Source organism: Streptomyces sp. NPDC012637 (assembly GCF_042954805.1).
GTDB lineage: Bacteria > Actinomycetota > Actinomycetes > Streptomycetales > Streptomycetaceae > Streptomyces.
This window is the reverse complement of record NZ_JBIBDS010000003.1, coordinates 121847-146880: the sequence shown is the minus strand read 5'-3', so window position 1 is coordinate 146880 and position 25034 is coordinate 121847. Positions and strand designations below refer to the sequence as shown.

Genomic DNA, 25034 nt, shown 5'->3' with positions numbered 1-25034 from the left:
CACCCCTGTCCTGCGCCGTGCCCGCACGCCGCGGGGCGGCCGGGTGCTCCCGGCCGCCCCGCAGTGAAGCGTTCCTCATTGTCGGGGTGGTCACACCCCGATCGCCCGAGGTGTCACACCCTGATTGCCCGAGGTGTCACACCCCGGACGTCACTCCGGCCTTGTCGTCCGGGGCGTCAGCGTTTCCCTCGGCCGCCGCAAGCGCCTTGTTGCGGCGTACGGAGGACCAGAAGGACCAGGCGATGAGGGCGACGCCGATGCCGCCGGTGACGATCTCCGGGATCTCGTACTGGATGGTGATCATGAGGACCACGGCCAGGGCGCCGATCGCGTAGTGGGCGCCGTGCTCCAGGTAGACGTAGTCGTCGAGGGTGCCCTGGCGGACCAGGTAGACGGTCAGCGAACGGACGTACATGGCGCCGACGCCGAGGCCGAGGGCCATCAGGACGATGTCGTTGGTGATGGCGAAGGCACCGATGACGCCGTCGAAGGAGAAGGACGCGTCGAGGACTTCCAGGTAGAGGAACATGAAGAAGGCGGCCTTGCCGGCGAGCTGGACTGCCGAAACCTTCTTGCCGCTGCGCTTGGCCGCTTCCTCGGCCTCGTGCTCGCGCTCCTCTTCCTCCTCCAGCTTGTTCTCGAAGTAGCCGGAGAGACCGCCGACGACGAGGTACGTGATGAGGCCGGCGACGCCGGAGATGAGCACCGTCTGCGCCTTGTCGACGTGCGCGCCGCCGTGCTGGTGGGCGTGGGTCGCGAAGGTCATCGCGGTGATCAGCAGGACGACGAGCGCGATGCAGACCGACAGCATGTCGACCTTGCCGAGCTTGGCCAGCGGGCGCTCGATCCAGCGCAGCCACTGGATGTCACGGTCCTCGAAGATGAAGTCGAGGAAGATCATCAGCAGGAACATGCCACCGAAGGCGGCGATCGACGGGTGCGCGTCGGTGACCAGTTCCTGGTACTTGTCAGGATTGTTGAACGCCAGGTCGACGGCCTCGATCGGGCCGATCTTGGCGCTGATCGCGACGATCACGACGGGGAAGACCAAGCGCATGCCGAAGACGGCGATGAGCACACCGATCGTGAGGAAGATCTTCTGCCAGAAGGCATTCATCTTCTTCAGGATTCCGGCGTTGACCACCGCGTTGTCGAAGGAGAGCGAGATCTCGAGGATGCAGAGGATCGCGACGACTCCGAACGCCTCCCACCCCCCGTAGATCACGCCGGCGACCAGGCCGAGCGCAGTGATCGCGAACGACCAGCCGAAGGTTTTCAGAACCACTGTCTACCCCATCGTGATGAATACGCGGCTTTACGAAACGTTGACCCCGAAGTCTAGAGCGATGCCCCGGAGGCCGGACGCGTACCCCTGTCCCACCGCCCGGAACTTCCATTCGCCGTTGTAGCGGTAGAGCTCGCCGAAGATCATCGCGGTCTCGGTGGAGGCGTCCTCGGAGAGGTCGTAGCGCGCGAGTTCCTGACCGTCCGCCTGGTTCACCACGCGGATGAAGGCGTTGCCGACCTGTCCGAAGGTCTGGCCGCGGTTGTCCGCCTCGTGGATGGAGACCGGGAAGATGATCTTGTCGCAGTGCGCCGGCACCTTGGTGAGGTCGACGATGAGCGACTCGTCGTCGCCGTCGCCTTCGCCGGTGAGGTTGTCACCGGTGTGCTCGACGGAGCCCTCGGGGCTCTTGAGGTTGTTGTAGAAGACGAAGTACTCGTCGCCGAGCACCCGTCCCGACTGGCACAGCAGGGCGCTGGCGTCGAGGTCGAAGGGGGCTCCGGTGGTGGAGCGCGCGTCCCAGCCGAGACCCACGAGCACCTGGGTGAGGTTGGGTGCGGCCTTGGAGAGGGAGACATTGCCTCCCTTGGCGAGCGTGACGCCCATGACGGTGGTTCCTCCCCGGGTTCTGCGGATGCGCGATGAGGCGAGTCCGGCGCCGCACGGAAGGTGCGGCGCCGGACGTGAAGCGGTGCGTCGGCTCAGACGTTGACGCCGAAGTCCTGCGCGATGCCGCGCAGGCCCGAGGCGTAGCCCTGGCCGACGGCGCGGAACTTCCACTCCGCCCCGTTGCGGTACAGCTCGCCGAAGACCATGGCGGTCTCGGTCGAGGCGTCCTCGGAGAGGTCGTACCGCGCGATCTCGGCGCCGCCGGCCTGGTTCACGACGCGGATGAACGCGTTGCGGACCTGGCCGAAGGACTGCTGGCGGTTCTCGGCGTCGTAGATCGACACCGGGAAGACGATCTTGGCGACATCGGCGGGGACGCCGGCCAGGTTCACCTTGACCTGCTCGTCGTCGCCCTCGCCCTCACCGGTGAGGTTGTCACCGGTGTGCTCGACGGAGCCGTCGGCGCTCTTCAGGTTGTTGAAGAAGACGAAGTCCTGGTCGTTACGGACCTTGCCGGCCTCGTTCACCAGGATGGCGCTGGCGTCGAGGTCGAAGTCCGTACCGGTGGTGGTGCGGACGTCCCAGCCCAGACCGACGGTGACGGCGGTCAGGCCAGGGGCCTCCTTGGTCAGCGAGACGTTGCCGCCCTTGCTGAGGCTGACTCCCACGAGTCCCTCCATTGGTTTCCAGGGGCAGCGCCCCCAGTCGTGCGTTGGCATCGGATCAACGAGTGGATCCTAGTGACGGGTTCCCAGTCGAAACAGACGTTTCGCCCGAGTGTTGGCGGGCGATCCCCCTGGACGGGGCCTCAGAGGGCCGCCAGGGCCTTGGCGTACTCGTCGGTGTCACGGGCGTCCGGAAGGGCGTTGACGACCGACCAGCGGACCGTGCCGGCCTTGTCGACGACGAACGTGCCGCGCACCGCGCAGCCCTTGTCCTCGTCGAGCACGCCGTACGCGCGGGAGACCTCGCCGTGCGGCCAGAAGTCGGAGAGCAGCGGGAACTCCAGGTCCTCCTGCTCGCCGAAGACGCGCAGGGTGTGGATGGAGTCGTTGGAGACGGCGAGGAGCTGGGTGTCGTCGTTGACGAACTCGTCGAGGCGGTCGCGCAGCGCGCGCAGCTCGCCGGTGCACACACCGGTGAAGGCGAAGGGGTAGAAGAACAGCAGGACGTTCTTCGAGCCGCGGAACGAGGACAGCCGCACGGTCCGGCCGTGGTTGTCCTTCAGCTCGAAGTCGGGGGCCTCGGCGCCGATCTCGATCGCCATCGCGTACGCATCCCTTCGCCGACGGCCCAGCCCTTGGGCCGAAACGGTGAAACCCACCCTAAGGGCCCCCGGGGCCGTGACGCGCGGGAGCCCCCGCCGGGGTCCGGCGGGGGCTCTGCGCAGCGTAGGGGGATCAGCGCTTCGGAGTGCCGAGGCGGGTGCCCGTCCAGTCCTTGGCGACGCTGATGCTCTTGGTCTGGGAGAGACCAGCGGTCTGCGCGGCATCGTTGATGTCGCTCGGCTCGATGTAGCCGTCGCGGCCCGTCTTCGGCGTCAGCAGCACGATGTGGCCGCTGTCCTCGAGGAGACCGATGGAGTCCACCAGGGCGTCGGTGAGGTCACCGTCCTCGTCACGGAACCACAGCAGTACGACGTCGGCGACGTCGTCGTAGTCCTCGTCCACGAGATCCTGGCCGATAAGGGACTCGATGCCTTCACGGAGATCGAAGTCGACGTCGTCGTCGTAGCCGATCTCCTGGACCACCTGTCCGGGCTCGAACCCCAGCCTCGCCGCCGGGTTGGTCCGCTCCTCCGCGTGGTCCGCGGTCGCGCTCACGGCTTGCCTCCTGCTCATGTATCGGAAAATGCCTCACCACGCGCGGGCGCGCGGCGCTGGCCGTAGTCCACACGTGCCGGGGCTGATCGCGCAAGTACCCGGCCGTTGAGACCGCCGAAACGGTGACGTTTGGGGCCGTCTCGCCGCAACTTCCGGCGAGCACCCGTCGCTCTCCGTGACAACGCACTCACTCTTCGCCCCGGTTTGTGGACGTCTGCGGCTTCAGTCTGCCGAACGGACTGACGAAACGCATGCGCGGGATGGGCGTAAGGTTGCGATTTGACCGGACAAGGCGCCCCGCGAGGGTTACCGCTCGGTAAAGATGACGTTTGCCGTCGGCGGGGTACACGATGAACATCCCGGCCCCAGCGGGGTTTCCGTCCCCTGGGCCCCACCGAGCAGCGAAGGAACAGCGTGGCTTCCGCATCCGATCGCAACCCGATCATCATTGGCGGCCTTCCCAGCCAGGTCCCGGACTTCGACCCGGAAGAGACCCGGGAATGGCTCGACTCCCTGGACGCCGCCGTCGACGAGCGGGGCCGGGAGCGCGCCCGCTACCTCATGCTGCGGCTGATCGAGCGGGCCCGCGAGAAGCGGGTGGCCGTGCCCGAGATGCGCAGCACGGACTACGTCAACACGATCGCCACCCGGGACGAGCCCTTCTTCCCCGGCAACGAGGAGATCGAGCGCAAGGTCCTCAACGCCACCCGCTGGAACGCGGCCGTGATGGTCTCGCGCGCCCAGCGCCCGGGCATCGGCGTCGGCGGCCACATCGCCACCTTCGCGTCCTCCGCCTCGCTGTACGACGTCGGCTTCAACCACTTCTTCCGCGGCAAGGACGAGGGCGACGGCGGCGACCAGATCTTCTTCCAGGGTCACGCCTCCCCCGGCATCTACGCCCGCGCATTCCTGCTCGACCGGCTGGACGAGACGCAGCTCGACGCCTTCCGCCAGGAGAAGTCGAAGTACCCGAACGGCCTGTCGTCCTACCCGCACCCGCGGCTCATGCCGGACTTCTGGGAGTTCCCCACGGTGTCGATGGGCCTCGGCCCGCTCGGCGCGATCTACCAGGCCCGGATGAACCGCTACATGGAGGCCCGCGGCATCGCCGACACCTCCCGGTCGCACGTGTGGGCCTTCCTCGGCGACGGCGAGATGGACGAGCCGGAGTCGCTCGGCCAGCTGACCCTCGCGGCCCGCGAGAACCTCGACAACCTCACCTTCGTCGTCAACTGCAACCTGCAGCGCCTCGACGGCCCGGTGCGCGGCAACGGCAAGGTCATCCAGGAGCTGGAGTCGGTCTTCCGGGGCGCCGGCTGGAACGTCATCAAGCTGATCTGGGACCGCTCCTGGGATCCGCTGCTCGCGCAGGACCGCGACGGCATCCTCGTCAACCGGATGAACACCACGCCGGACGGCCAGTTCCAGACGTACGCGACGGAGACCGGCGCCTACATCCGCGACCACTTCTTCGGCGACGACCAGCGGCTGCGGGCCATGGTCGAGAACATGACCGACGACCAGATCCTGCACCTGGGCCGCGGCGGTCACGACCACAAGAAGATCTTCGCGGCGTTCTCCGCGGCCAAGGCCCACACGGGCCAGCCGACGGTGATCCTCGCCAAGACCGTCAAGGGCTGGACGCTGGGTCCCAACTTCGAGGGACGCAACGCCACCCACCAGATGAAGAAGCTGACGGTCGACGACCTCAAGCGCTTCCGCGACCGGCTGCACATCCCCGTCACGGACAGGCAGCTGGAGGAGGGCCTGCCGCCCTACTACCACCCGGGCCGGGACTCCGAGGAGATCCAGTACATGCACGACCGCCGCAAGGCGCTCGGCGGGTACGTGCCCACCCGCGTGGTCCGCTCCAAGCCGCTGGTGCTGCCCGACGACAAGACCTACGCGGCCGTGAAGAAGGGCTCGGGCCAGCAGTCCATCGCCACCACGATGGCCTTCGTCCGGCTGCTCAAGGACCTGATGCGGGACAAGGAGATCGGCAAGCGCTTCGTGCTGATCGCGCCGGACGAGTACCGCACCTTCGGCATGGACTCGTTCTTCCCGAGCGCCAAGATCTACAACCCGCTCGGCCAGCAGTACGAGGCCGTGGACCGCGAACTGCTCCTCGCCTACAAGGAGTCCCCGACCGGCCAGATGCTGCACGACGGCATCTCCGAGGCGGGCTGCACCGCCTCGCTGATCGCCGCCGGCTCGGCCTACGCCACGCACGGCGAACCGCTCATCCCGGTCTACGTCTTCTACTCGATGTTCGGCTTCCAGCGCACCGGCGACCAGTTCTGGCAGATGGCCGACCAGCTCGCCCGCGGCTTCGTGCTCGGCGCCACCGCCGGCCGCACGACGCTCACCGGCGAGGGCCTCCAGCACGCCGACGGCCACTCGCACCTGCTCGCCTCGACGAACCCGGGCTGCGTCGCGTACGACCCGGCCTTCGGCTTCGAGATCGCGCACATCGTCCAGGACGGTCTGCGCCGCATGTACGGCCCCGAGGCCGAGGACGTCTTCTACTACCTGACGGTCTACAACGAGCCGATCCAGCACCCCGCCGAGCCGGCCGACGTGGACGTCGAGGGCATCCTCAAGGGCATCCACCTCTACCGGAAGGGCGAGACCGGTGCGATCCCGGCGCAGATCATGGCCTCCGGCGTCGGCGTGCCGTGGGCCCTGGAGGCCCAGCGGATCCTCGCCGAGGAGTGGAACGTCCGCGCGGACGTCTGGTCGGCCACGTCCTGGAACGAGCTCCGCCGCGAGGCCGTGTCCGTCGAGGAGCACAACCTGCTCCACCCGGACGAGGAGCAGCGCGTGCCGTACGTGACGCGCAAGCTGCAGAGCGCCCAGGGCCCGTTCGTGGCGGTCTCCGACTGGATGCGCTCGGTGCCGGACCAGATCTCCCGCTGGGTCCCGGGCCGCTACACCTCGCTCGGCGCGGACGGCTTCGGCTTCGCGGACACCCGCGGCGCGGCCCGCCGCTTCTTCCACATCGACGCCCAGTCGATCGTCCTCGCGGTCCTCACCGAACTGGCCAAGGACGGCAAGGTCGACCGCTCGGCCCTGAAGCAGGCCGTGGACCGCTACCAGCTGCTCGACGTCTCGGCCGCCGACCCGGGCAGCGCGGGCGGCGACGCCTAGCCAGGCCCAGGACAGGCAGCGGCGGCAGCAGCGGCAGAGTGGCAGCAGCCGCAGCCGCAGCCGGAGAAACGCGTATCACCTGGTGAGGGCGGTGGGACCGGTGGTCCCACCGCCCTTCGGCGTTCCTTACGATGCCGGGATGAAGGATCGCTGGGAAGAGCGCACCCAAACGCCGCTGCTGGTGCTGGCCGTGGCGTTCGGAATCGCCTACGCCGTACCGATCGTGGCACCGGACGCCGCCCCGTGGGTGCACCGGCTGTGCACTCAGGTCGAGTGGGCCGTGTGGGCCGCGTTCGCCCTGGACTACCTCGTACGGCTGGCGCTCGCCCCGGCCCGTTGGGCCTTCGTGCGCAGCCATCCGGTGGACCTGCTCGCTGTCGTGCTGCCGATGGTGCAGCCGCTGCGGCTGCTCCGCGTCGTCTCCACGCTCCTCCTGGTGGGCCGGCGGGCCCGGATGGCCCCGCAGATAACGCTCACCACCTATGTGGCGGGCGCGGTGGTCGGGCTGATGATGTTCGGCTCGCTGGCCGTGCTCCATGTGGAGCGGGACGCGCCGGACGGCAACATCAAGACGCTCGGGGACGCGGTCTGGTGGTCCTTCACCACGATGACCACCGTCGGATACGGCGACCACGCCCCGACCACCGGTCTGGGCCGGGTGCTCGCGGTGGGCCTGATGCTGTCCGGCATCGCGCTGCTCGGTGTGGTGACGGCCAACATCGCCGCCTGGTTCATCGCGCGTTTCGACCGCGACGACGAGGTCGAACGCCGGCAGACCGAGCTCCTGGAGGCGCTCACCCGGGAGGTGCGGGAGCTGCGGGCCGAGGTCGCGCGTCTCTCGCCCCCGCCGTCCCCCGCCCCGGCCCCGGCCCCGGACGGATCGGGTGCACCGGTCGGACCTGGTGCACCGGGTGGACCGGGCGGACCGGGCGGACCGGGTGGACCGGAGGAGCTTCCCGTCCCTGTCTCGTCTGCCTCGCCTGTCTCGTCTATCTCGTCTATCTCGTCTGCCTCGTCTGTCCCTCCCGCTTCCCCTACCTCCACCTCTGCCGCCTCTCCCGCCTCTCCTATCTCTCCCAGATCTTGAACGCCCGCACCTGGTAGGGCGTCTGCGGCACCCAGGTGCCGCGTCCGGGATAGGTCTCGAACTCCCCGGTCTCCGCGCACGTGGCGGACTGGTACGTGGTGACCGGCCGGCCCGTGCGGTTGGCCAGGGACTGGGCGCTCGTCCCGGCCGGCAGGGCGACGCAGCTCTCGATGTCGACCGCGGCCAGTTCGTGCGCCTGGGCGCGGCCCTTGAAGTCGGCCTTGGGCCACAGGCACAACTGGCCGGGGCCGCAGGCGCCGAGCACCGTGCCGGAAGCGGCGGCCGGCACAGCCGCCGGTGCGGTCGCCGGTGCGGTCGCCGGTGCGGCGGCCTCCGCCGGGATCGTGAGGAGGGCGGTCAGGACCACTCCGACGGCCAGCATCGTCTTCGTATACATGCAGGTGAACCCCCGTTTCGTAACTCTCCGTAATCACGAGCATGACGAAGGGAGCCCGAAGACGGAAGAGGGGCCGCCCCCGTTCATACGAACGGGTGACGACCCCCTACGGGAACCCCGAGACCCAGCCCCGGAGACGCCGCGACGCTAGATGTGCGCCGCGCCCGCGCCCGCCTCCGCGTTCTCACCGCGCTTGGTGAGCGTGGCGACGAGGGCCGCGACGACGGCCACGACGCCTGCGACGGTGAAGGCGAGGCCCATGCCGTCCATGAACGTGTCGTGGATGACCTTGCCGATGGTCTGGAACAGCTCCGGCGTCATGCCGGGCGCCTTGGAGAGCTCCGGCGGCACCATGCCGAACTCGGCCGCCTGCTCCAGGCGCGGGTCGGCGGGCACCGGGATTCCGGCTTCCTTCCAGTTCCCGGCGAAGGAGCTCGACACCTTCGACGACATGACCGCGCCGAGCACCGCCGTACCGAGCGCGCCGCCGACCTGCATGGCGGCCTGCTGGAGACCGCCCGCCACACCGGACAGCTCCAGCGGGGCGTTGCCGACGATGACCTCGGTGGCGCCGACCATGACCGGGGCCAGGCCCAGGCCGAGCAGCGCGAACCAGAGGGACATCGCGAGGTTGCCCGTGTCGGCGGTGAGGGTGAGCATGCCGAACATGGCGGCGGCCGTGCAGACCATGCCGCCGACCAGCGGGACCCGCGGGCCGAACTTGGTGATCAGCGCGCCGGCCAGCGGCGAGGAGACGATCATCATGCCCGTGAGCGGCAGCAGCGCGAGACCGCTGTCGACCGGGCTGAGGCCCTTCACGCCCTGGAGGTAGAAGGTCACGAAGAACAGCCCGCCCATGAAGGCGAAGGCCATCAGGACCATGAGGACCGCGCCCGCCGAGAGCGGCACGGAGCGGAACATCTGCAGCGGGATGAGCGGCTCCCTGACCTTGCTCTCCCAGACGGCGAAGACCGCGAAGAGGACGACGGCGCCGATCAGGCAGCCCCAGGTCTTGCCGCTGCCCCAGCCCCAGGACTCGCCGGCCTTGATGATGCCCCAGATGAGGGCAGCCATGGCGGCGGAGAGCAGCACGATGCCGACGAGGTCGAAGGAGCGCGGGGCGTTCTCGGCGCGGTGGTCCTTGAGGATCACCAGGCCGAGGACCAGCGCGAGGACGCCGACCGGCACGTTGATGAAGAAGACGGACTGCCAGCTCTGGTGCTCGACGAGCAGGCCGCCGACGATCGGGCCGCCGGCGGTCGAGGCGCCGATGACCATGCCCCAGATGCCGATGGCCATGTTGAGCTTCTCGGCCGGGAAGGTGGCGCGCAGCAGGCCGAGGGCGGCCGGCATCAGCAGCGCGCCGAAGAGGCCCTGGAGCACGCGGAACGCGATCACGAGGCCGATGGAGTCGGACAGGCCGATCGCGCCGGAGGCGAGGGCGAAGCCGGCGATGCCGATGAGGAAGGTCTGCCGGTGGCCGAAGCGGTCACCGAGCTTGCCGGCGGTGATCAGCGCGACGGCGAGCGCGAGGAGGTAGCCGTTGGTGATCCACTGGACCTCGGCGAGCGAGGCCTGGAGGTCGTCCTTGATGGCGGGGTTGGCGATCGCGACGATCGTGCCGTCGAGCGCCACCATCATCACGCCTGCGGCGACGGCGAGCAGGGTCAGCCATGGGTGGCCGCGCAGTCCCTTCGCCGGGGCCGTCTCGGGCGCCGGGCCGCCCCCCTGACCCTGCGGGGCCTTTTCCACGGTGATCTGACTAGTCATGCGAAGGAGGCTAGTGTCAGTCACTGACAATTGACAAAGCGATTCACGCGCCGGTAACTGTCACGTAGCTCACAGGTACCCTGAGCCGGACGAAGTGGCGAAAAAGCAGCGGGGAGAGGGCCCGACATGACCGTTCCCGGCCTGCGCGAGCGCAAGAAGCAGCGCACCCGCGACGCGCTGATCCGGGTCGCCCTCGAACTGTTCACGACCCAGGGCTTCGAGCGGACCACGGTCGACGAGATCGCCGACGCGGTCGACGTCTCCCAGCGCACCTTCTTCCGCTACTTCGCCACCAAGGAGGACGTGGCCTTCGCCGTCCAGCAGATGGTGGAGGAACGGTTCGTGCGGGCCCTCGCCGAACGGCCCCCCGAGGAGGGCCCGTTCGTCGCGATGCGCAACGCGGTGCTCGGCGCGTGGGACACCATCGGCGAGGCGATCGTCGAGGTGGTGCCCGTCGAGCTGTACCTGCGCACCTTCCAGAGCATCGAGTCGACGCCCGCCCTCCTCGCCGTCCACCTGCGCCGCTCCACGGAGATGGAGGACACCATCGCCCGGCTGATCGCCGAGCGCGAGGGGCTGGACGTGGACGAGGACCCGCGCCCCCGGATCGCGGTCGCCGCCTTCAGCGGCGTGATGCGGGTGACCGGGCAGCTGTGGGGCCGCAGCGAGAACCCCACCCTGGAGTCCATCCGCGCCCTCACCGAGCACTACCTGGACCACCTGGCGCCGGCGCTGGAGCCGCACTGGCGGTCGTGAACCTCGCGGACCTCGACGAGCTCCCCCGCGTTCGAGCTCCACTCGGCCGAGCCCCCTGCAAGCGCGAGTTCGACTCGCAAATCGCTCGCCCCCGCCCACACCCCGCACGAGCTCCCATACGAGCTCCGCGTACGACCGCGTGCACGCACCGTCACCGCACACCCCAGTGCGAAGTGATCCGCGTCACTCGTCCGTCCGAGCCCGCCTCGCTGCCCCCTAGGGTGGCGGCCAATGCCTTCCTTCGACTCCTCCCCCACCCTCACCGTCTGGCGGATGCTGCTCGCGCTCGCCGTGGTGTTCGTCCTCCTCGCGACGACCGGGTGGACCACGATCCGGCACCAGCGCACGCCGGGGCAGACACGGGAGGAGGCGCTGATCGCGTGGACCCAGGACCGGGTCGGCCACCGCGCGCTGCCCGACCCGAAGGCGCCCGCCCGGACGGTGGCCGCGTTCTTCGCCGCGATCGGCCCAGCACAGGGCGCCCGGCTCGCCGACACCCATCCCCTCGTCGTCGGCAACCTCAACGGTGTCCCCGTCACCCTGCGCTACCGCGCCAACCGGGAGTCCCTCTCCCGCGCGCTGGCCGCCGAGCGCGACCGGGTGGACGACCCGCGCCTCACCGCCGACGGCCGCCACCAGGCCGTGCGCCGGGTGCACCGCTTCACCAGCCTGATGCGGCCGGGCCGGCAGATCCTCGCCTTCGACCCGACGGGCACGGGCCGGACCGCGGAGGTGCTCGGCGACCTGGACCGGGCCGAGCGGGTCTCGGTGATCGTGCCGGGCGTCGACACCAACCTGCTGACCTTCCAGAAGACCGCCCGCCGCTACTCGGCGCCCGCCGGCATGGCCGACGCCCTGTACGCCGCCCAGCGCCGGGCCGATCCCCGCACCCGTACCGCCGTCATCGCCTGGGCCGACTACACCGCGCCCGTCGGCGTCGGCATCGAGGCGGCGATCGGGCGGCTCGCCGCGAACGGCTCCGTGCGGCTCGTCGACCTGACCGCCGCCCTGCCCGGCGACGCCCGGGTCACCCTCTTCTGCCACAGCTACGGCTCCGTGCTGTGCGGCGTCGCCGCGCCCCGGCTGCCCGCCCGGGTCACCGACCTGGTCGTGGCCGGCAGCCCCGGCATGCGGGCCGAACGGGCCGCCGACCTCGGCACCCGGGCCCGGATCTGGGCCATGCGGGACACCGACGACTGGATCGCCGACGTGCCGCACATGGAGCTCGGCGGGGTCGGTCACGGCGCCGATCCGGTGGCTCCGGAGTTCGGCGCACGACTGCTCTCGGCGGCCGGCGCCACCGGTCACGCCGGCTACTTCGAGCCGGGTACGGACAGCCTGCGGAACTTCGCCGCGATAGGGGTCGGCGCATACGGCCGTCTGACCTGCGCGAGCGCCGACAGCGCTTGCCTCGGTGGAATCTCCGGCGGCACACCCGCCTGACGCGCGTAGATCACGGCGGATTTACGGTGGCTGCGAAGGGGCGACGTCGGGGCATACGCCACATACGATGAGGCGTATGGGTGATGTGCTGGCCGGAATTCATGCCACCTGGGAGTTCGAGAGCGACGCAGTCGTCATCCGCTTCGAACGGGGGATCCGTACGCCGAAGCTCCTCAACGCGCTGCGCGAACGGCGCATCCCGCACGAGGCGCTCGCTTCGGTGACGCTCGGCCCCGGGAAGCGGGGCACCGTCGTGCTGCACGCCGTGCCCCGGGACGGCGCCGATCCACTGATGGAGGCGGCCGCCGGCCAGCTCAAGGACGGCAGCGACCCGTACCGTCTCGTGCTTCCCGCCGACCGGGAGACGCTCGCCGAGTACTACCGCGACGAGCTGCGCGCCGCGCTCGCGCCGTACGAGGACCTGGGACCCGCGGACCGCTTCCTGGTGGCGGCGCCCGAGGGCCCGCAGTCCTTCAAGGCGTACGACGGGAAGGCGAGCTTCGACGGGAAGGCGGAGGTCTCCTTCCGCTGGTTCTGGACGGGCGCCTCCTCGGAGAAGTGGAAGGCGGGCGACCAGACCTTCCGGGTGCGGGACCTCAGCGGCGTCGAGTGGCGCTCGCCCGAGATCCTCGACGGCTATCTGCGGCTCGTGCGCCGCGACGGCCACGACGCGCGCCCGGTACAGCCCGACCACGACCCTGCCTCCGTCGTGTTCGGTCTCGGCTACGGGCCGGTGCACGAGTCCCTGCCGTTCGCCGCGTCCGTGCTCGCCGCGGTCCGCGGCACCTCCGAGCGGGTGCCGGTCGCGGTGCAGGCGGCGGTGCCGCACCGGGACCCGGCGGGAGTTGCGGAAAGGATCCGCCACCTCGGTGAGCTGCACCGGGCGGGGCTCGTGACGGACGAGGAGTTCTCCGCGAAGAAGGCGGAGCTGCTCGCGGAGCTGTAGCGCCGCTCCGCACGCGTCCGTACCCCGGAGTCGTACTCCGGGGTCCATACCCCGGAGTCGTACTCCGGTATGACCCACCGGCCCGCACCCGGGTATGACGTTCCCGCCCGTCCGCGGTGCCTACGCTGGGCGGGCCATGAAGGAAAAGGAAGAAGTACAGCCGCCCACGCCGCGGTCCGGAGCTCCGGAGCGGACGTCCGGCGCCCGGGCCCAGGAGCTGCTCCGGAGCTTCGGGACCGCCCTCGCGACCCCCGCCGGACCCGGCGAGCCGCTGCTCGCGCGGGCGTCCTCGCGGTGGCTGCGCTGGCTGCCGTACGGGGTCGCCCTCGCGCTCGTCGCGGCCTTGCTGCCGGTCACCGTCACCGTGCTGGTGCACGAGTACCACGTCAACGGAGCCGTCGCCGGGGCGCTCGCGACCGCGCAGACCGTGCCGCTGCTGCTCGCCGTCACCCGGCCGCTCCAGGCCTGGTGGGTGATCATGGTGGCGGACGTCCTGGGCGGCTTCGTGCTGCTCGGCTCCGAGTACCACGAACTCCCCTGGCCGTGGACGCCCATGGTCGTCGTCGGCTACCTGTTCCTGATGCTCGCCCTCGGGCTGCGCGAGTCCCGGCGCGCCCTGGTGGGCGTGTGGCTGGTGACCGGTGCCGCGGGAGCCGTCTTCGAACTCGTCTCGCCCGGCCGCCCGGGCGACGGCGTCATCGTGCTGCTGTTCGTGCTCAGCGGGATCGTGCTGCTGGTCACCGCGACCCTGCGCGGGCGCGGCGAGGCGGAGCGGCGGCTCGTCGAGCAGGAGACCATCAGCGAGGCCGAGCGGGCCCGCCGCACCCTCCTGGAGGAGCGGGCCAGGATCGCCCGCGAGCTGCACGACGTGGTCGCCCACCACATGTCGGTGATCACCGTGCAGGCGGACTCCGCCCCGTACCGCATCCCGGACCTCCCGGACGCGGCCCGCGAGGAGTTCGCGTCGATCGCGTCCGGGGCGCGCGAGTCGCTCGCCGAGATGCGGCGGCTGCTCGCGGTGCTGCGCAGCGAGGGCACGGAGGGCGAGCGGGCGCCGCAGCCCGGGCTCGACCGGCTGCAGCAGCTGGTGGAGGCGACGGTACGGGCGGGGGTCCCGGCCGAGCTGTCGCTCGCGGCGGACCTGGGCGAGGTGCCGCAGGCGGTGGACCTCTCCGCCTACCGGATCGTGCAGGAGGCCCTGTCCAACGTCGTCCGGCACGCGCCGGGCGCCGAGACCCGGGTGTCGGTACGGGGCGACGGGGAGGGCTGGTTGAACGTCCTGGTCGTCAACGGGCCCACCGCGGAGCGGACTTCACCACTGGAGGGCGGCTCGGGCACCGGACACGGCCTCGTCGGGATGCGCGAGCGCGTACGGTTGACCGGCGGCTCGCTGGACACCGGGCCGCTGCCGGACGGGGGCTTCCGGGTCGCCGCCCGGCTGCCGCTGACGAACCCCTGACGACCTCGAAGGGCACCCCCGTGACCATCCGCGTGATCATCGTCGACGACCAGGCCATGGTCCGGGCGGGCTTCGCCGCCCTGCTCTCGGCGCAGACCGACATCGACGTGGTGGGCGAGGCGCCCGACGGGCGGCAGGGCGTGGAGGTGGCCCGGACGACCCACCCGGACGTGGTCCTGATGGACGTGCGGATGCCCGAGATGGACGGGCTCGCGGCGGCCCGGGAGATCCTCGGTCCTCCGCCGGGCGTCGTGCACCGGCCGAAGGTGCTCATGCTCACGACCTTCGACGTGGACGACTACGTGTACGAGGCGCTGCGCGCCGGCGCCTCCGGCTTCCTCCTGAAGGACGCGCCGCCGGCCGACCTGATCGCGGCGGTGCGGGTGGTCGCGGCGGGTGAGGCACTGCTCGCGCCGTCCGTCACGAAGCGGCTGATCGCCGACTTCGCCGCGTCCCGGCCGGCGCCGCGCGGCGACCGGGCGGCCCTGCGCCTCAACGGGCTCACCCCGCGCGAGACGGAGGTCCTGGAGCTGATCGCCCGGGGCCTGTCGAACCAGGAGATCGCCGACCACCTGGTACTCGCCGAGCAGACCGTGAAGACCCACATCGGGCGGGTGCTCGCCAAGCTCGACCTGCGCGACCGGGCGCAGGCGGTCATCTTCGCGTACGAGTCGGGTCTGGTCACGCCGGGCGGCCAGTAGCCGGCTGGGGCCTGTCCGGCGGATCAGGGCCGGACAGGCCGCGGCGTCCGGTGCGGTGCATCGCGCCGAGGTGCCGTGCCGGGCGCCGCGGACCCGGCCATGATCCGCCAGACAGGCCCCAGGCGGGGGAAACCCCGCGCCGGACAGGCCGAGGCAGGAGAAAACCCCGCGCCCGACAGGCCCGAGGCAGGAGAAAACCCCGCGCCCGACAGGCCCGAGGCGGGGGAAAACCCCACCCCCGGCCTGGGGCCGGCCGCTCCTCCGCCCCCTACTCCGGTATCACTTCAGGGTTGGCGCCCCGGTGTGACGTGCCGTCACCCGTCCGCTTCCTACCTTCCTCTCGCTCACGACGACAGGAACAGGAACGGAAGGGAAGTGGCCGATGCGCCGGTTCACGAGGACCCTGATCGCCACCGCAGTCACCGCCACCGTGATGGCGGGCACCGCGGGCTGGGCGTCCGGGACCACCCAGCAGGCGGTGACCGGAGCACCGGCCGGTACGACGGCCTGGCGGGCCGACGGCCTGCCCGATCCCGAGCGGATGACGCCGGCTCAGACCGCCGCGTTCTTCCAGGGATTGAGCCCTGCGGGACGGCAACGGCTGCTGCGCGAGCACCCGGAGGTCGTCGGCAACCTCGACGGCGCCCCGCCCGCCCTCCGCTACGCCGCCAACTCCCGGACGGCGGGCGGACGGTTCGCCGGACAGCAGGTGCTCGCGTACGACCCGCGGGGCCGCGGGCAGGCCGTGCTGGTGTACGGCGACCTGGCGAAGGCCGAGCACGTGGCCGTGATCGTGCCCGGCTCGGACGTCGACGCCGGGAACCTCGCGCCGCTCACCCGGAAGGCCACCGCCCTGCGCGAGGCCACCGGCGGCCGGACCGCCGTCGTCGCCTGGGCCGGCTACACCACGCCCGTCGGCGTCGGCCTGGACGCCGCGTCCGGTGACCTCGCCGAGGCGGGCGCGGCGCGCCTCGCCCGGTTCACGGAGGGGCTCGACGCCGTCGGAGCCGCCGAACCGTCCCTCTTCTGCCACAGCTACGGGTCGGTCGTGTGCGGACTCGCCGCGCACCGGCTGAAGGCGAAGGACCTGGTGGCCGTCGCGTCCCCGGGGATGCGCGCCGACGACGTGGCGGCGCTGGACACCTCCGCGCGGGTGTGGGCGGCGAAGGATCCCACGGACTGGATCGACCGGGTGCCGAACGTCGAGTTCGCCGGGTTCGGCCACGGCACCGACCCCACCAGCCCCGAGTTCGGCGCCCGTCCCGTGCCCGCCGCGGACGCCCTGGGCCACGACGGCTACTTCGCGCCCGGTACCGAGTCCCTCCGTGCCTTCGCCGCGATCGCCGAGGGAGAGGTCCGATGAGGACGACGCTCGTCGGGAGGATCGAGTCCCGCACCCCCGCCCACCGGGACCGCGCGATCGACGGACTGCGCGCCCTCGCGCTGCTCGCCGTGCCCACCGGGCACTGGCTGCTCGGCGGGTTCACGCTCTCCTCCGACGGCGCGATCCACAACGCGAGCCCGCTGTCCGCGTTCGGGGGGCTCGCGCCGGTCAGCTGGATCCTCCAGATGCTGGGCATCTTCTTCCTGGTCGGCGGCTACGCCTCCGTCCTCTCGTTCCGCCGCCACCAGGGCTCCACCGCCGAGTGGCTGAAGAGCCGCCTCGCCCGGCTCGGGCGGCCGGTGCTCGGCGTCACGGCCGTGTGGGCGGCGCTGCTGCCCCTCCTCCACTACGGCTTCGGCGTGCCCGCCGACACGCTGCGGACGGCGTCCACGCTGGTGATCCAGCCGCTGTGGTTCGTGGGCGTGTACACGGTCGTCACCGCGCTGACGCCGTACTGCGTACGGGCCGCGCGCCGGCTCGGCGTGTGGGCCGCGGCCCCGCTGCTCGGCTCGGTCGCCGTGGTCGACTTCCTGCGCTACGGGCCGTACGCCGACGCGGTGCCGTCCTGGCTGAGCGTCCTCAACATCCTGCCCGGCTGGCTGTTCGCCTATCAGCTGGGCGTCTCGTGGGGCGAGGGCCGGGTCACCCGCCGTCACGCGTGGGGCCTGCTGCTCGGCGGCGCAGCGCTGTTCGCCGCGCTGCTCGCGTGGTTCGGCTACCCGGCGTCGATGGTCGGCGTCCCCGGCGAGGCCCGCACCAACTCGCACCCGCCGTCCCTGCTGGTCCTGGCCCTCGCCGCCGCGCAGAGCGGCGCCGCGGTCCTGCTGCGGGACCGGCTCGGCCGGCTGCTGCGGCGGCCCGCGCTGTGGGCCCCGGTCGTGGTGGTCAACCTGTCCGCGATGACGATCCTGTGCTGGCACCAGACCGCCATGCTGGCCGCCGCGATCCCCGCCTCGTACGCGGGCGAGGTCGCCGGTCTCGTCGGGTCGCCCGACTCCGTCGGCTGGATCCTGGCCCGTCTGGCCTGGATGCCGGTGTTCGCCGGGCTCCTCGTCCTCGTCGGCCGTCACGCGCGCGGCTTCGAGTCCCCGTGGACGCGGACGGGCAGGACCCGTCGCGCCCTGGCGGGCGTCCTGGCCGCGGGCTTCGCGGTCTTCGCCCTGGGCCTGGCGTGACGGCCCCGCGGCCGGAGACGGCGGGGCGGGGCCCCCGGGCCCGTGGGACCGGCCGACGGCTATCCCTCCCGAGCGGCCGAGGTGAAGCGCATGTCCGGGTAGCGGTCGCCGGCCACCTGGCCGGCGATCGGCTCCAGGGCCGCGAGCTCCGCCGCGGACAGCGTGATCCGGGTGGCGGCGGCGTTCTCCAGCAGGCGGGCGCGCTTGCGGGTGCCCGGGATGGGGACGACCGTCAGGCCGTGCACGGCCGCGCGCTGCTGGACCCAGGCCAGCGCGATCTGGGCGGGCGTCGCCCCGTGCGCCGCCGCGATCGCGCGGACCGGCTGGAGCAGGGCCAGGTTCCGCTCGGCGTTCTCGCCGTTGAAGCGGGGCTGGTGGCGGCGGAAGTCGTCGTCCGCGAGCTCCTTCGTCGCGTCGGCGAACGCGCCGGTGAGGAAGCCGCGGCCCAGCGGCGAGTACGGCACGAAGGTCACGCCGAGCTCGGCCGCGGCGGGGACCGCGGTGCGCTCCACGTCCCGGGAGAACAGCGACCACTCGGACTGGAGCGCGGCGATCGGGTGCACCGCGTGCGCCTCGCGGAGCTCCGCCCCGGTGACCTCGCTCAGCCCGATCTGCCGGATCTTGCCCTCCTTCACCAGCTCGGCCATGGTCCCGACGGACTCCGCGAAGGGCACGTCGGGATCGGTGCGGTGCATGTAGTAGAGGTCGATCGTCTCGACGCCGAGCCGGCGCAGGCTGCCCTCGACCGAACGCCGGATGTACTCGGGCGAGTTGTTGACGCCGCGGTAGCGCGGGTCGTCGGCGCGCCGCTCGATGCCGAACTTGGTGGCCAGGACGATCTCGTCGCGGTGTGCGGCGACGAACGGGGCCAGGAACTCCTCGTTGGCGCCCTGCCCGTAGGCGTCGGCCGTGTCGAGGAGGGTGACGCCGGCCTCCAGGGCCGCGTCGAGGGTGTCGCGGGCGGCGGCCTCGTCCGTGCCGCCGTAGAACTCGCTGATGCCCATCGCGCCGAAGCCCTGGACACCGGTCTCGGGTCCGTCCGGGCCGCCGAGGCGCACGGTGTCGATCCTGCCGGTCGGCGTGGTCGTGGACGCGCTCATGAAGTGGTGCCTCCGCAGATGGTTCCGTAGTGATCGATCTTGCGGTCGAGCACGGCGAGGGCGTCCTGGAGTTCGGCGATCCGGGCGACGACGTCGTCGCGGGTGCCTTCGAGGATCGCGCGCCGCTGGTCGTGGGTGTGGGAGCCCTCCCGTACCAGCTCGGCGTACCGCACCATGTCGGCGACCGCCATGCCGGTGAGCCGCAGCTTGCCGACGAAGGCGAGCCAGTCCAGGTCGCGCCGGGTGAACCGGCGCTGGCCGGTGTGGGTCCGGTCGACGTGCGGCATCAGGCCGATCCGCTCGTACCAGCGCAGGGTGTGCGCCGAAAGGCCGGTCAGGGCCGCGACCTCGCTGATGGTGAACCGCTCCTGGGACGGGGGTGCCGTCGTGGCCGTGCTCGTGCTCGTGCTCTCGATCACGCTCATGACCACCACGCTAAAAGGTTGGAGTGCACTCCAAGCAAGTAGGCTCGGCAGCATGCAGCAGAGCAGCGTGCCCGGCCTGGTGTCCCTGGCGTCGATCGAGAACTGGCCCGTCCCCACCGCGGCGGCGGCCGTCGTCCGTGCGGACGGCACCCTGGCCGGATCCCACGGCCCCACCGGGCAACGCTTCCCGCTCGCCTCCGTCACCAAGCCGCTCGCGGCGTACGCGGTCCTCGTCGCGTACGAGGAGGGCGCGATCGACCTCGACGAGCCGGCCGGTCCGGAGGGCGCGACCGTACGGCACCTGCTCGCCCACACCTCCGGTCTCGCCTTCGACGAGAACCGTGTGATGGCCGCGCCCGCCACCCGCCGGATCTACTCGAACACCGGCTTCGAGGTGCTCGGCGACCACGTCGCGAAGGCCACGGACATCCCCTTCGCCGAGTACCTGCACCAGGCCGTCCTGGAGCCGCTCGGCATGAGCTCCACGACCCTGGAGGGCTCGCCCGCCAAGGACGGCGTGTCGACCGTCGACGACCTGGTGCGCTTCGCCGCCGAGGTGCAGGCGCCGCGGCTGCTCGACCCGCGCACGGTCCTGGACGCGATGACCGTCGCGTACCCCGGGCTCACCGGGATCCTGCCGGGTTACGGGCACCAGCGGCCGAACGACTGGGGCCTCGGCTTCGAGATCCGCGACGGGAAGTCGCCGCACTGGACCGGTGCCACGTCCTCGCCGCGCACCTTCGGGCACTTCGGGCAGGCCGGCACCTTCCTGTGGATCGACCCGGACGCGCGCGCGGCGTGCGTGGCGCTGACGGACCGGCCGTTCGGGCCGTGGGCGATCGAGGCGTGGCCGCCCTTCACGGACGCGGTCCTCGCGGAGCTGCGGGCGCGCTAGGCCGTTTCCGTTCGGATCAGGTGCCGTGCAGGACGCCGCGGACCCGGCCGGGATCCGGAAGAGGCGGCCTGGCCCTGATCCGGAAGGGACGGCCTGGCCGGGCAGCCGCGGGCGCGCCGGGCGCGCGCCCGTCCCCGGGTTCGCGGCCTACTCCGGTTCGCAGCGCGTGGCCGGAAGAGGGCCGTCCGTGCCGGTGACCAGGACCGGGACCGTGGCGCCGAGGCCCTCGGCGTAGGCGGTCGTGCAGACGAGCTGCTGGTGGGCGACCGCGTCGAGGTCCTGCACACGGGCCGCGAGGCGGAGGGTCAGCACCGGTCGCCCGTCGCGGCCCCTCTGGAGCTCCGCGTGCGGCCGGCCCGCGCCGTGCAGGTTGACCCGGGTGGTGAGTCCGGCGGTGCGTTCCCGCTCGTCCGGTCCTTCCAGCAGCGTGGCGAGGACCTTGTCGGTCGCGATCCGGTATCCGCCGTCCGCCGGGTGGGTGGGCAGGATGACGCGGCCGTGGTCGTCGACGAGGCTGGTCTCCCCCTCGGGCCCGACGGACAGGCCGAGGTTGCGGGTGACCGGCATCAGCCGCCCGTCGGCGCCGACGAAGTACAGCAGCAGCTTCGTGCCGTTGGTCGGCTGCACGGCGACCGTGGCCGCGCCCCCGGCTTCCACGACGTCGCTTCCCTGTATGCCGCACGCGGCGAGCGCCGGCAGGCACAGGGCGGCGGCGACGGCGGCGGTCCATCGGGTTCTCACAGCGGGATCCTGACCGTGAAGACGGCGCCGCCGTCGGGGCGGTTCGCGGCGACGACGGTGCCGCCGTGCAGCCGCACGTTCTCCTGGGTGATGGCCAGGCCGAGACCGCTGCCGGCCGACCGGGTGCGCGCCGCGTCGGCCTTGTAGAAGCGGTCGAAGACGTGGGGCAACACGTCGTCCGGGATGCCGGGCCCCCGGTCGGCGACCTCCGTGACGAGGGTGTCCCGCTCCGCGTACACCCGGACCGTCACCGGCGGGCCGCCGTGCCGCAGCGCGTTGCCGACGAGGTTCGCCACGACCACGTCGAAGCGGCGCGGGTCGAGCCGGACCCGGATGCCCTCGGTGAGCGCGGTCACGATCTGCTGCGGGTCGGTCCAGTGGCGGTTGATCAGCGTCTTCCGAACGACCTCCGCCGCGTCCACCTCGTCGGTGTACAGCTCGGCGGCGCGCGCGTCGAAGCGCGAGATCTCCATGAGGTCCTCGACCAGCACCGCCAGTTTGCCGGTCTCGGCGCTGATCAGGCGTACCGCACGGGCCGTGTCCGGGTCGAGCGTGCCGGCGTCCTCGTCCAGGACCTCGGTGACCGCGAGCATGCCCGCGAGCGGGGTGCGCAGCTCGTGCGAGACGTCGGAGGCGAAGCGCCGGGCGCGTGCCTCGGCGCGTCGCAGCTCAGCGACGGAACGTTCCAGCTCGGCGGCCGACTCGTTGAAGGTCCGGGCGAGGTCGGCGAGTTCGTCGCTGCCCTTGGCGTGGATGCGGGTGTCCAGGCGGCCCCGGCCCATGCTGTGCGCGGCGTGCCGCAGCTCCCGCACCGGGCGCAGCACGCCCCGGGCCGCGAGCAGCGCCGGGACCAGGGCGACGAGCAGCGCGGGAAGCGCGCCGTCGCGGGCGGCGAGGACCATGGCCTCGATGTTGGCCTCCTCCTCGCCGAGGTCCATCACCGCGTACACGACGAGACCGGTGGGACGGCTCGCCGGATAGCCGCCGCGGCCGCTGAAGACGGCGGGGACCGCGACGGTCAGGTAGGGGGTGCCGTTCTTGACGACCCGCTGGAAGCTGCCGTGCGTGGTGCCGATCGCCGTGGCGCGGCGGCGCAGTTCGGGCGTGAGGACGCTCGACTCGGGCCGGTCGGTGGACGACACCCGCAGGCTGCCGTACTCCGCGTACACCCGCCAGGGCCGCGGCTTGCCCAGCCGGGCGATGCGCTGGAGCTCGTTGCGCAGCCCTTCGCGGTCGACCGGCAGCCCGGTGTTCAGGGTCTCGACCTGCTGCCGGAAGGCGGTGACGGCGGTGTCCTGGGTCTGCTCCAGGATCGCGTTGCGGGCGGCACGGTAGGTGAGCGCGGCGGTGGTGCCGCAGCCGACGGCGGCGACCAGGAGGAAGGCGAGGACGAGCCGGGTGCGCAGCCCGAAGGGGCGCGGGCGGCGTCTCCTCGGCGGCCGTTCGGCGTCGCCGGGCACATGGGCCTTCACTGGGCTGTCCTCGCTCTCCGGGTCCGGTCCCTCACTGTCCGGTCCTCACTGGAGCGGGCCGAAGCGGTAGCCGAAGCCGCGCAGGGTCTGGATGTAGCGGGGCTCGCCGGGGGTGTCCTCGATCTTGTTGCGGAGCCGCCGTACGCAGGCGTCGACGAGCCGTGCGTCGCCGTGGAAGCTGTGCTCCCAGACGTGTTCGAGGAGCTGCTGGCGGCTGAAGACCTGCTCGGGAGCGGAGGTCAGGTGCAGCAGCAGCTTCAGCTCGGAGGGGGCGAGGGCGACCCGTTCGCCGTTCTTGGCGACGGTGAGCCCGGCCCGGTCGACGGCCAGCTCGCCGTGGAACTCCACGGCGGGCCGTCCGCCGCCGGGCTCCTCCATCCGGCGCAGCACCGCGCGGATGCGGGCCTCGATGACCTCGGTACGGGCGGGCTTGACGATGTAGTCGTCGGCGCCGGCCTCCAGGCCGACGACCACGTCGAAGTCGTCGCCGCGGGCGGTGAGCATGATGATCGGCAGCTGGCTGCTCTCCCGGACCAGCCGGCACACCTGGACGCCGTTCATGCCGGGCAGCATCAGGTCGAGCAGCAGCAGGTCGGGCCGGAACTCGCGGAGCGCGGCGAGTCCCGCCTCGCCGGTCGCGGCGGTGCGCACCTCGTGCCCGCGGCGCCGGAGCCCGAGCTCGACGCCTTCGCGGACGGAGGGATCGTCTTCGATCAGCAGCACGCGTGGCATCTGTGGAGTATCCCAAGGTCGGAGCGGTGCCCCGCCGGGGAGGGGGCCCGGCGGGGCAGGTCGGAAGGGGCGGCGGGTCAGCCCCGCCGTACGAGACGGCCGACGGGTCAGCCCCGCCGTACGAGACGGCCGGCGCGGCCGGTGACGTTCCCGATCAGCGAGCTCACTTCGGTGAGCCGCAGAGGCCGGGCCAGGAGCGCGAACACGGCGACGATCACGACCGCGCCCGCCAGGCCTGCCGCCACGGGGCCCGCCGGGGCGCCCAGGTCGGCCGTCAGCAGGCCGAGCCCGGCGGCGGGGGCCGCAGCGGCGAGCAGCCGTACGAGTGCGGCACCGGCTCCCGTACCCGTCGTCTCCGCGCCCCTGAGGCGGCGGCCGAGGACGTACGCCGTCAGTCCCCAGCCCGCCCACAGCGCGAGCGAGTAGCCGGCCGCCATGCCCGCGACGGCCCAGCGGGCGGGCAGGAAGGCGGACGCGCAGACCGCGAGCAGCGCGTTGAGCCCGGCGATGACCAGGTTGAGCAGGAACGGGGTGCGGGTGTCGCGCATCGCGTAGAAGGCGCGGGTGCACACGTACTGGCCGGAGAGGGCGATCAGGCCGGGCGCGAGGGCCATCAGGATCCAGGCCATCGAGCGGACCGCGCCCGCGTCGGTCCGCCCGTACTGGAAGACCGTCGCCATCAGCGGCACGGCGAGCGCGAACAGGGCGCAGGCGGCCGGGACGACGGCGGCCGCGGTGGTGCGCTGCGCGTAGGCGACGTCCCGGCGCACTCCCGTGAGGTCGCCGTCCGCCGCCGCGCCGCTCATCCGGGGCATGAGGGCGGTGACGAGGGCGACGGTGACGATGCCGTGCGGGACGGCCCACAGCAGGTAGGCGTTGTTGTACGCGCTGAGCCCGGCGCCCTCGGCGCGCTGCCCGGCCGCCGTGGCGACCTTGGTCGTCACCCAGTACGCGGCCTGGTTGGTGAGGACGAGGAGCACGAGCCAGCCGGCCGCGCGCAGCGGCGCGGCGAGTCCGCTGCCGCGCCAGTCGAGCCGGGGCCGCCAGCGGAAGCGGGCCGCCCGCAGCGAGGGCAGGAGCGCGAGGGCCTGGAGGGCGATGCCCGCGGTGGTGCCCCAGCCGAGGAGCGCGGTCTCCCCGGCGGTCAGGTCGCCGCCGTCGGACACGGCGAGGAAGAGCGCGAAGACGCCGATGACGACGAGGTTGTTGAGGACGGGCGTCCACATCATCGCGCCGAACCGACCGCGCGCGTTGAGCACCTGTCCGAGCAGGGTGAAGAGGCCCAGGAAGAAGATCTGCGGCAGGCAGGAGCGGGCGAAGGCGATGGTCATGTCGCGCTGCGCGCCGGTGTAGTCGGTGTAGCCGTCGACGATCGCGGGCGCCGCGAGCACGGCGACGGCGGTCAGGACGGTGAGGGCGAGCACGCAGACGGTGAGCAGCCGGTCGGTGTAGGCGACGCCGCCGTCCGCGTGCTCCTTGGCCGCCTTGACGAGTTCGGGCACGAAGACGGCGTTGAGGGCGCCGCCGAGCAGCAGCATGTAGACGATGGTCGGCACCGAGTTGCCGACGGCGTACCCGTCGGCGACGAAGCCGGTGCCGATGGCCGCGGCGACGACCGCGGACCGCGCGAAGCCGGTGGCGCGGGAGACCAGCGAGCCGGCCGCCATGAGGGCGCCGCTGCGGGCCA

General features: G+C 72.0%; 23 protein-coding genes. 10 read left to right on the top strand and 13 right to left on the bottom strand.

Annotated features, from left to right (window positions below):
• Positions 1-136 precede the first annotated feature (136 nt).
• The 5 genes from ACFY8W_RS13690 to ACFY8W_RS13670 form a co-directional block, all read right to left on the bottom strand.
• Positions 137-1285 (bottom strand): DUF475 domain-containing protein, encoded by a 1149-nt coding sequence (locus tag ACFY8W_RS13690; protein WP_391104250.1) that lies wholly within the window; start codon positions 1283-1285, stop codon positions 137-139.
• 30 nt (positions 1286-1315) lie between these two features.
• Entirely contained in the window at positions 1316-1891 is a 576-nt protein-coding gene (locus tag ACFY8W_RS13685) for a TerD family protein (RefSeq protein WP_309549364.1), read from the bottom strand.
• A gap of 95 nt (positions 1892-1986) precedes the next feature.
• Positions 1987-2562: a TerD family protein gene (locus ACFY8W_RS13680; protein WP_265862087.1), complete on the bottom strand. Its 576-nt coding sequence runs from the start codon at positions 2560-2562 to the stop codon at positions 1987-1989.
• Positions 2563-2702: 140 nt separating this feature from the next.
• Complete coding sequence (locus ACFY8W_RS13675) at positions 2703-3161, bottom strand: redoxin domain-containing protein (RefSeq protein WP_391104245.1); 459 nt, start codon at positions 3159-3161, stop codon at positions 2703-2705.
• 133 nt (positions 3162-3294) lie between these two features.
• Entirely contained in the window at positions 3295-3717 is a 423-nt protein-coding gene (locus ACFY8W_RS13670) for a DUF3052 domain-containing protein (RefSeq protein ID WP_384417316.1), read from the bottom strand.
• Positions 3718-4131: 414 nt separating this feature from the next.
• On the opposite strand from ACFY8W_RS13670, the gene aceE reads away from it, so the two are divergent.
• Both aceE and ACFY8W_RS13660 read left to right on the top strand, forming a co-directional pair.
• On the top strand, positions 4132-6864 hold the full coding sequence (gene aceE, locus ACFY8W_RS13665; protein ID WP_391104241.1) for a pyruvate dehydrogenase (acetyl-transferring), homodimeric type: 2733 nt from the start codon (positions 4132-4134) through the stop codon (positions 6862-6864).
• Positions 6865-7003: 139 nt separating this feature from the next.
• Positions 7004-7951, top strand: a complete 948-nt coding sequence (locus ACFY8W_RS13660) for an ion channel (protein WP_391104238.1) — start codon at positions 7004-7006, stop codon at positions 7949-7951.
• Here ACFY8W_RS13660 and ACFY8W_RS13655 read toward each other — a convergent pair.
• Both ACFY8W_RS13655 and ACFY8W_RS13650 read right to left on the bottom strand, forming a co-directional pair.
• Positions 7932-8348 carry a peptidase inhibitor family I36 protein gene (locus ACFY8W_RS13655; RefSeq protein ID WP_391104235.1) on the bottom strand — a complete coding sequence of 139 codons (417 nt, stop codon included), beginning with the start codon at positions 8346-8348 and terminating at the stop codon, positions 7932-7934. The two genes, ACFY8W_RS13660 and ACFY8W_RS13655, sit on opposite strands and share 20 nt — an antisense overlap.
• A gap of 147 nt (positions 8349-8495) precedes the next feature.
• Positions 8496-10118 carry a DHA2 family efflux MFS transporter permease subunit gene (locus ACFY8W_RS13650; protein WP_391104232.1) on the bottom strand — a complete coding sequence of 541 codons (1623 nt, stop codon included), beginning with the start codon at positions 10116-10118 and terminating at the stop codon, positions 8496-8498.
• A 126-nt stretch (positions 10119-10244) separates the two neighbouring features.
• Between ACFY8W_RS13650 and ACFY8W_RS13645 the strand changes: the two genes are divergently transcribed.
• The 7 genes from ACFY8W_RS13645 (at position 10245) to ACFY8W_RS13615 (ending at position 17982) form a co-directional block, all read left to right on the top strand.
• A complete protein-coding gene (locus ACFY8W_RS13645) occupies positions 10245-10874 on the top strand; it encodes a TetR family transcriptional regulator (protein ID WP_391104229.1) in 630 nt (209 codons plus the stop codon).
• A gap of 231 nt (positions 10875-11105) precedes the next feature.
• Positions 11106-12317 carry an alpha/beta hydrolase gene (locus ACFY8W_RS13640; protein WP_391104226.1) on the top strand — a complete coding sequence of 404 codons (1212 nt, stop codon included), beginning with the start codon at positions 11106-11108 and terminating at the stop codon, positions 12315-12317.
• Positions 12318-12393: 76 nt separating this feature from the next.
• Complete coding sequence (locus ACFY8W_RS13635) at positions 12394-13263, top strand: DUF4429 domain-containing protein (protein ID WP_391104223.1); 870 nt, start codon at positions 12394-12396, stop codon at positions 13261-13263.
• A gap of 136 nt (positions 13264-13399) precedes the next feature.
• Positions 13400-14722 carry a histidine kinase gene (locus tag ACFY8W_RS13630; protein WP_391104220.1) on the top strand — a complete coding sequence of 441 codons (1323 nt, stop codon included), beginning with the start codon at positions 13400-13402 and terminating at the stop codon, positions 14720-14722.
• Positions 14723-14742: 20 nt separating this feature from the next.
• Positions 14743-15423, top strand: a complete 681-nt coding sequence (locus ACFY8W_RS13625; RefSeq protein ID WP_391104218.1) for a response regulator — start codon at positions 14743-14745, stop codon at positions 15421-15423.
• Positions 15424-15805: 382 nt separating this feature from the next.
• The gene (locus ACFY8W_RS13620) at positions 15806-16786 is read left to right on the top strand and encodes an alpha/beta hydrolase (RefSeq protein WP_391104215.1); all 981 of its coding nucleotides are present in this window, start codon (positions 15806-15808) and stop codon (positions 16784-16786) included.
• Positions 16783-17982: an acyltransferase family protein gene (locus tag ACFY8W_RS13615; protein WP_391104212.1), complete on the top strand. Its 1200-nt coding sequence runs from the start codon at positions 16783-16785 to the stop codon at positions 17980-17982. Before ACFY8W_RS13620 ends, ACFY8W_RS13615 begins: the two co-directional genes overlap by 4 nt.
• Positions 17983-18041: 59 nt before the next feature.
• Here the strand turns inward: ACFY8W_RS13615 and ACFY8W_RS13610 are convergent, their stop codons facing one another.
• Positions 18042-19082: an aldo/keto reductase gene (locus ACFY8W_RS13610; protein WP_391104209.1), complete on the bottom strand. Its 1041-nt coding sequence runs from the start codon at positions 19080-19082 to the stop codon at positions 18042-18044.
• Positions 19079-19507, bottom strand: a complete 429-nt coding sequence (locus ACFY8W_RS13605; protein WP_391104206.1) for a MerR family transcriptional regulator — start codon at positions 19505-19507, stop codon at positions 19079-19081. Before ACFY8W_RS13605 ends, ACFY8W_RS13610 begins: the two co-directional genes overlap by 4 nt.
• Before the next feature lie 52 nt (positions 19508-19559).
• On the opposite strand from ACFY8W_RS13605, the gene ACFY8W_RS13600 reads away from it, so the two are divergent.
• The gene (locus tag ACFY8W_RS13600) at positions 19560-20402 is read left to right on the top strand and encodes a serine hydrolase (protein ID WP_391104203.1); all 843 of its coding nucleotides are present in this window, start codon (positions 19560-19562) and stop codon (positions 20400-20402) included.
• A 147-nt stretch (positions 20403-20549) separates the two neighbouring features.
• Here the strand turns inward: ACFY8W_RS13600 and ACFY8W_RS13595 are convergent, their stop codons facing one another.
• The 4 genes from ACFY8W_RS13595 to murJ all read right to left on the bottom strand — a co-directional run bounded on the left by ACFY8W_RS13595 (position 20550) and on the right by murJ (position 25014).
• The gene (locus ACFY8W_RS13595) at positions 20550-21143 is read right to left on the bottom strand and encodes a hypothetical protein (protein WP_391104200.1); all 594 of its coding nucleotides are present in this window, start codon (positions 21141-21143) and stop codon (positions 20550-20552) included.
• Positions 21140-22615 (bottom strand): ATP-binding protein, encoded by a 1476-nt coding sequence (locus tag ACFY8W_RS13590; protein WP_391104197.1) that lies wholly within the window; start codon positions 22613-22615, stop codon positions 21140-21142. Before ACFY8W_RS13590 ends, ACFY8W_RS13595 begins: the two co-directional genes overlap by 4 nt.
• A gap of 45 nt (positions 22616-22660) precedes the next feature.
• Positions 22661-23347: a response regulator gene (locus tag ACFY8W_RS13585; protein ID WP_391104194.1), complete on the bottom strand. Its 687-nt coding sequence runs from the start codon at positions 23345-23347 to the stop codon at positions 22661-22663.
• A 107-nt stretch (positions 23348-23454) separates the two neighbouring features.
• Entirely contained in the window at positions 23455-25014 is a 1560-nt protein-coding gene (gene murJ, locus ACFY8W_RS13580; RefSeq protein WP_391105512.1) for a murein biosynthesis integral membrane protein MurJ, read from the bottom strand.
• Positions 25015-25034: the final 20 nt, after the last annotated feature.

Excerpts from the sequence above, each read along its gene's own strand:
- murJ (WP_391105512.1), bottom strand. The coding sequence starts at position 25,014 with ATGGCGGCCGGCTCGCTGGTCTCCCGCGCCACCGGCTTCGCGCGGTCC.
- ACFY8W_RS13635 (WP_391104223.1), top strand. The coding sequence starts at position 12,394 with ATGGGTGATGTGCTGGCCGGAATTCATGCCACCTGGGAGTTCGAGAGC.
- ACFY8W_RS13600 (WP_391104203.1), top strand. The coding sequence starts at position 19,560 with ATGCAGCAGAGCAGCGTGCCCGGCCTGGTGTCCCTGGCGTCGATCGAG.
- ACFY8W_RS13585 (WP_391104194.1), bottom strand. The coding sequence starts at position 23,347 with ATGCCACGCGTGCTGCTGATCGAAGACGATCCCTCCGTCCGCGAAGGC.
- ACFY8W_RS13640 (WP_391104226.1), top strand. The coding sequence starts at position 11,106 with ATGCCTTCCTTCGACTCCTCCCCCACCCTCACCGTCTGGCGGATGCTG.
- ACFY8W_RS13620 (WP_391104215.1), top strand. The coding sequence starts at position 15,806 with ATGCGCCGGTTCACGAGGACCCTGATCGCCACCGCAGTCACCGCCACC.
- ACFY8W_RS13675 (WP_391104245.1), bottom strand. The coding sequence starts at position 3,161 with ATGGCGATCGAGATCGGCGCCGAGGCCCCCGACTTCGAGCTGAAGGAC.
- ACFY8W_RS13655 (WP_391104235.1), bottom strand. The coding sequence starts at position 8,348 with ATGTATACGAAGACGATGCTGGCCGTCGGAGTGGTCCTGACCGCCCTC.
- ACFY8W_RS13630 (WP_391104220.1), top strand. The coding sequence starts at position 13,400 with ATGAAGGAAAAGGAAGAAGTACAGCCGCCCACGCCGCGGTCCGGAGCT.
- ACFY8W_RS13660 (WP_391104238.1), top strand. The coding sequence starts at position 7,004 with ATGAAGGATCGCTGGGAAGAGCGCACCCAAACGCCGCTGCTGGTGCTG.
- ACFY8W_RS13605 (WP_391104206.1), bottom strand. The coding sequence starts at position 19,507 with ATGAGCGTGATCGAGAGCACGAGCACGAGCACGGCCACGACGGCACCC.
- ACFY8W_RS13610 (WP_391104209.1), bottom strand. The coding sequence starts at position 19,082 with ATGAGCGCGTCCACGACCACGCCGACCGGCAGGATCGACACCGTGCGC.
- ACFY8W_RS13615 (WP_391104212.1), top strand. The coding sequence starts at position 16,783 with ATGAGGACGACGCTCGTCGGGAGGATCGAGTCCCGCACCCCCGCCCAC.
- ACFY8W_RS13685 (WP_309549364.1), bottom strand. The coding sequence starts at position 1,891 with ATGGGCGTCACGCTCGCCAAGGGAGGCAATGTCTCCCTCTCCAAGGCC.
- ACFY8W_RS13645 (WP_391104229.1), top strand. The coding sequence starts at position 10,245 with ATGACCGTTCCCGGCCTGCGCGAGCGCAAGAAGCAGCGCACCCGCGAC.
- ACFY8W_RS13650 (WP_391104232.1), bottom strand. The coding sequence starts at position 10,118 with ATGACTAGTCAGATCACCGTGGAAAAGGCCCCGCAGGGTCAGGGGGGC.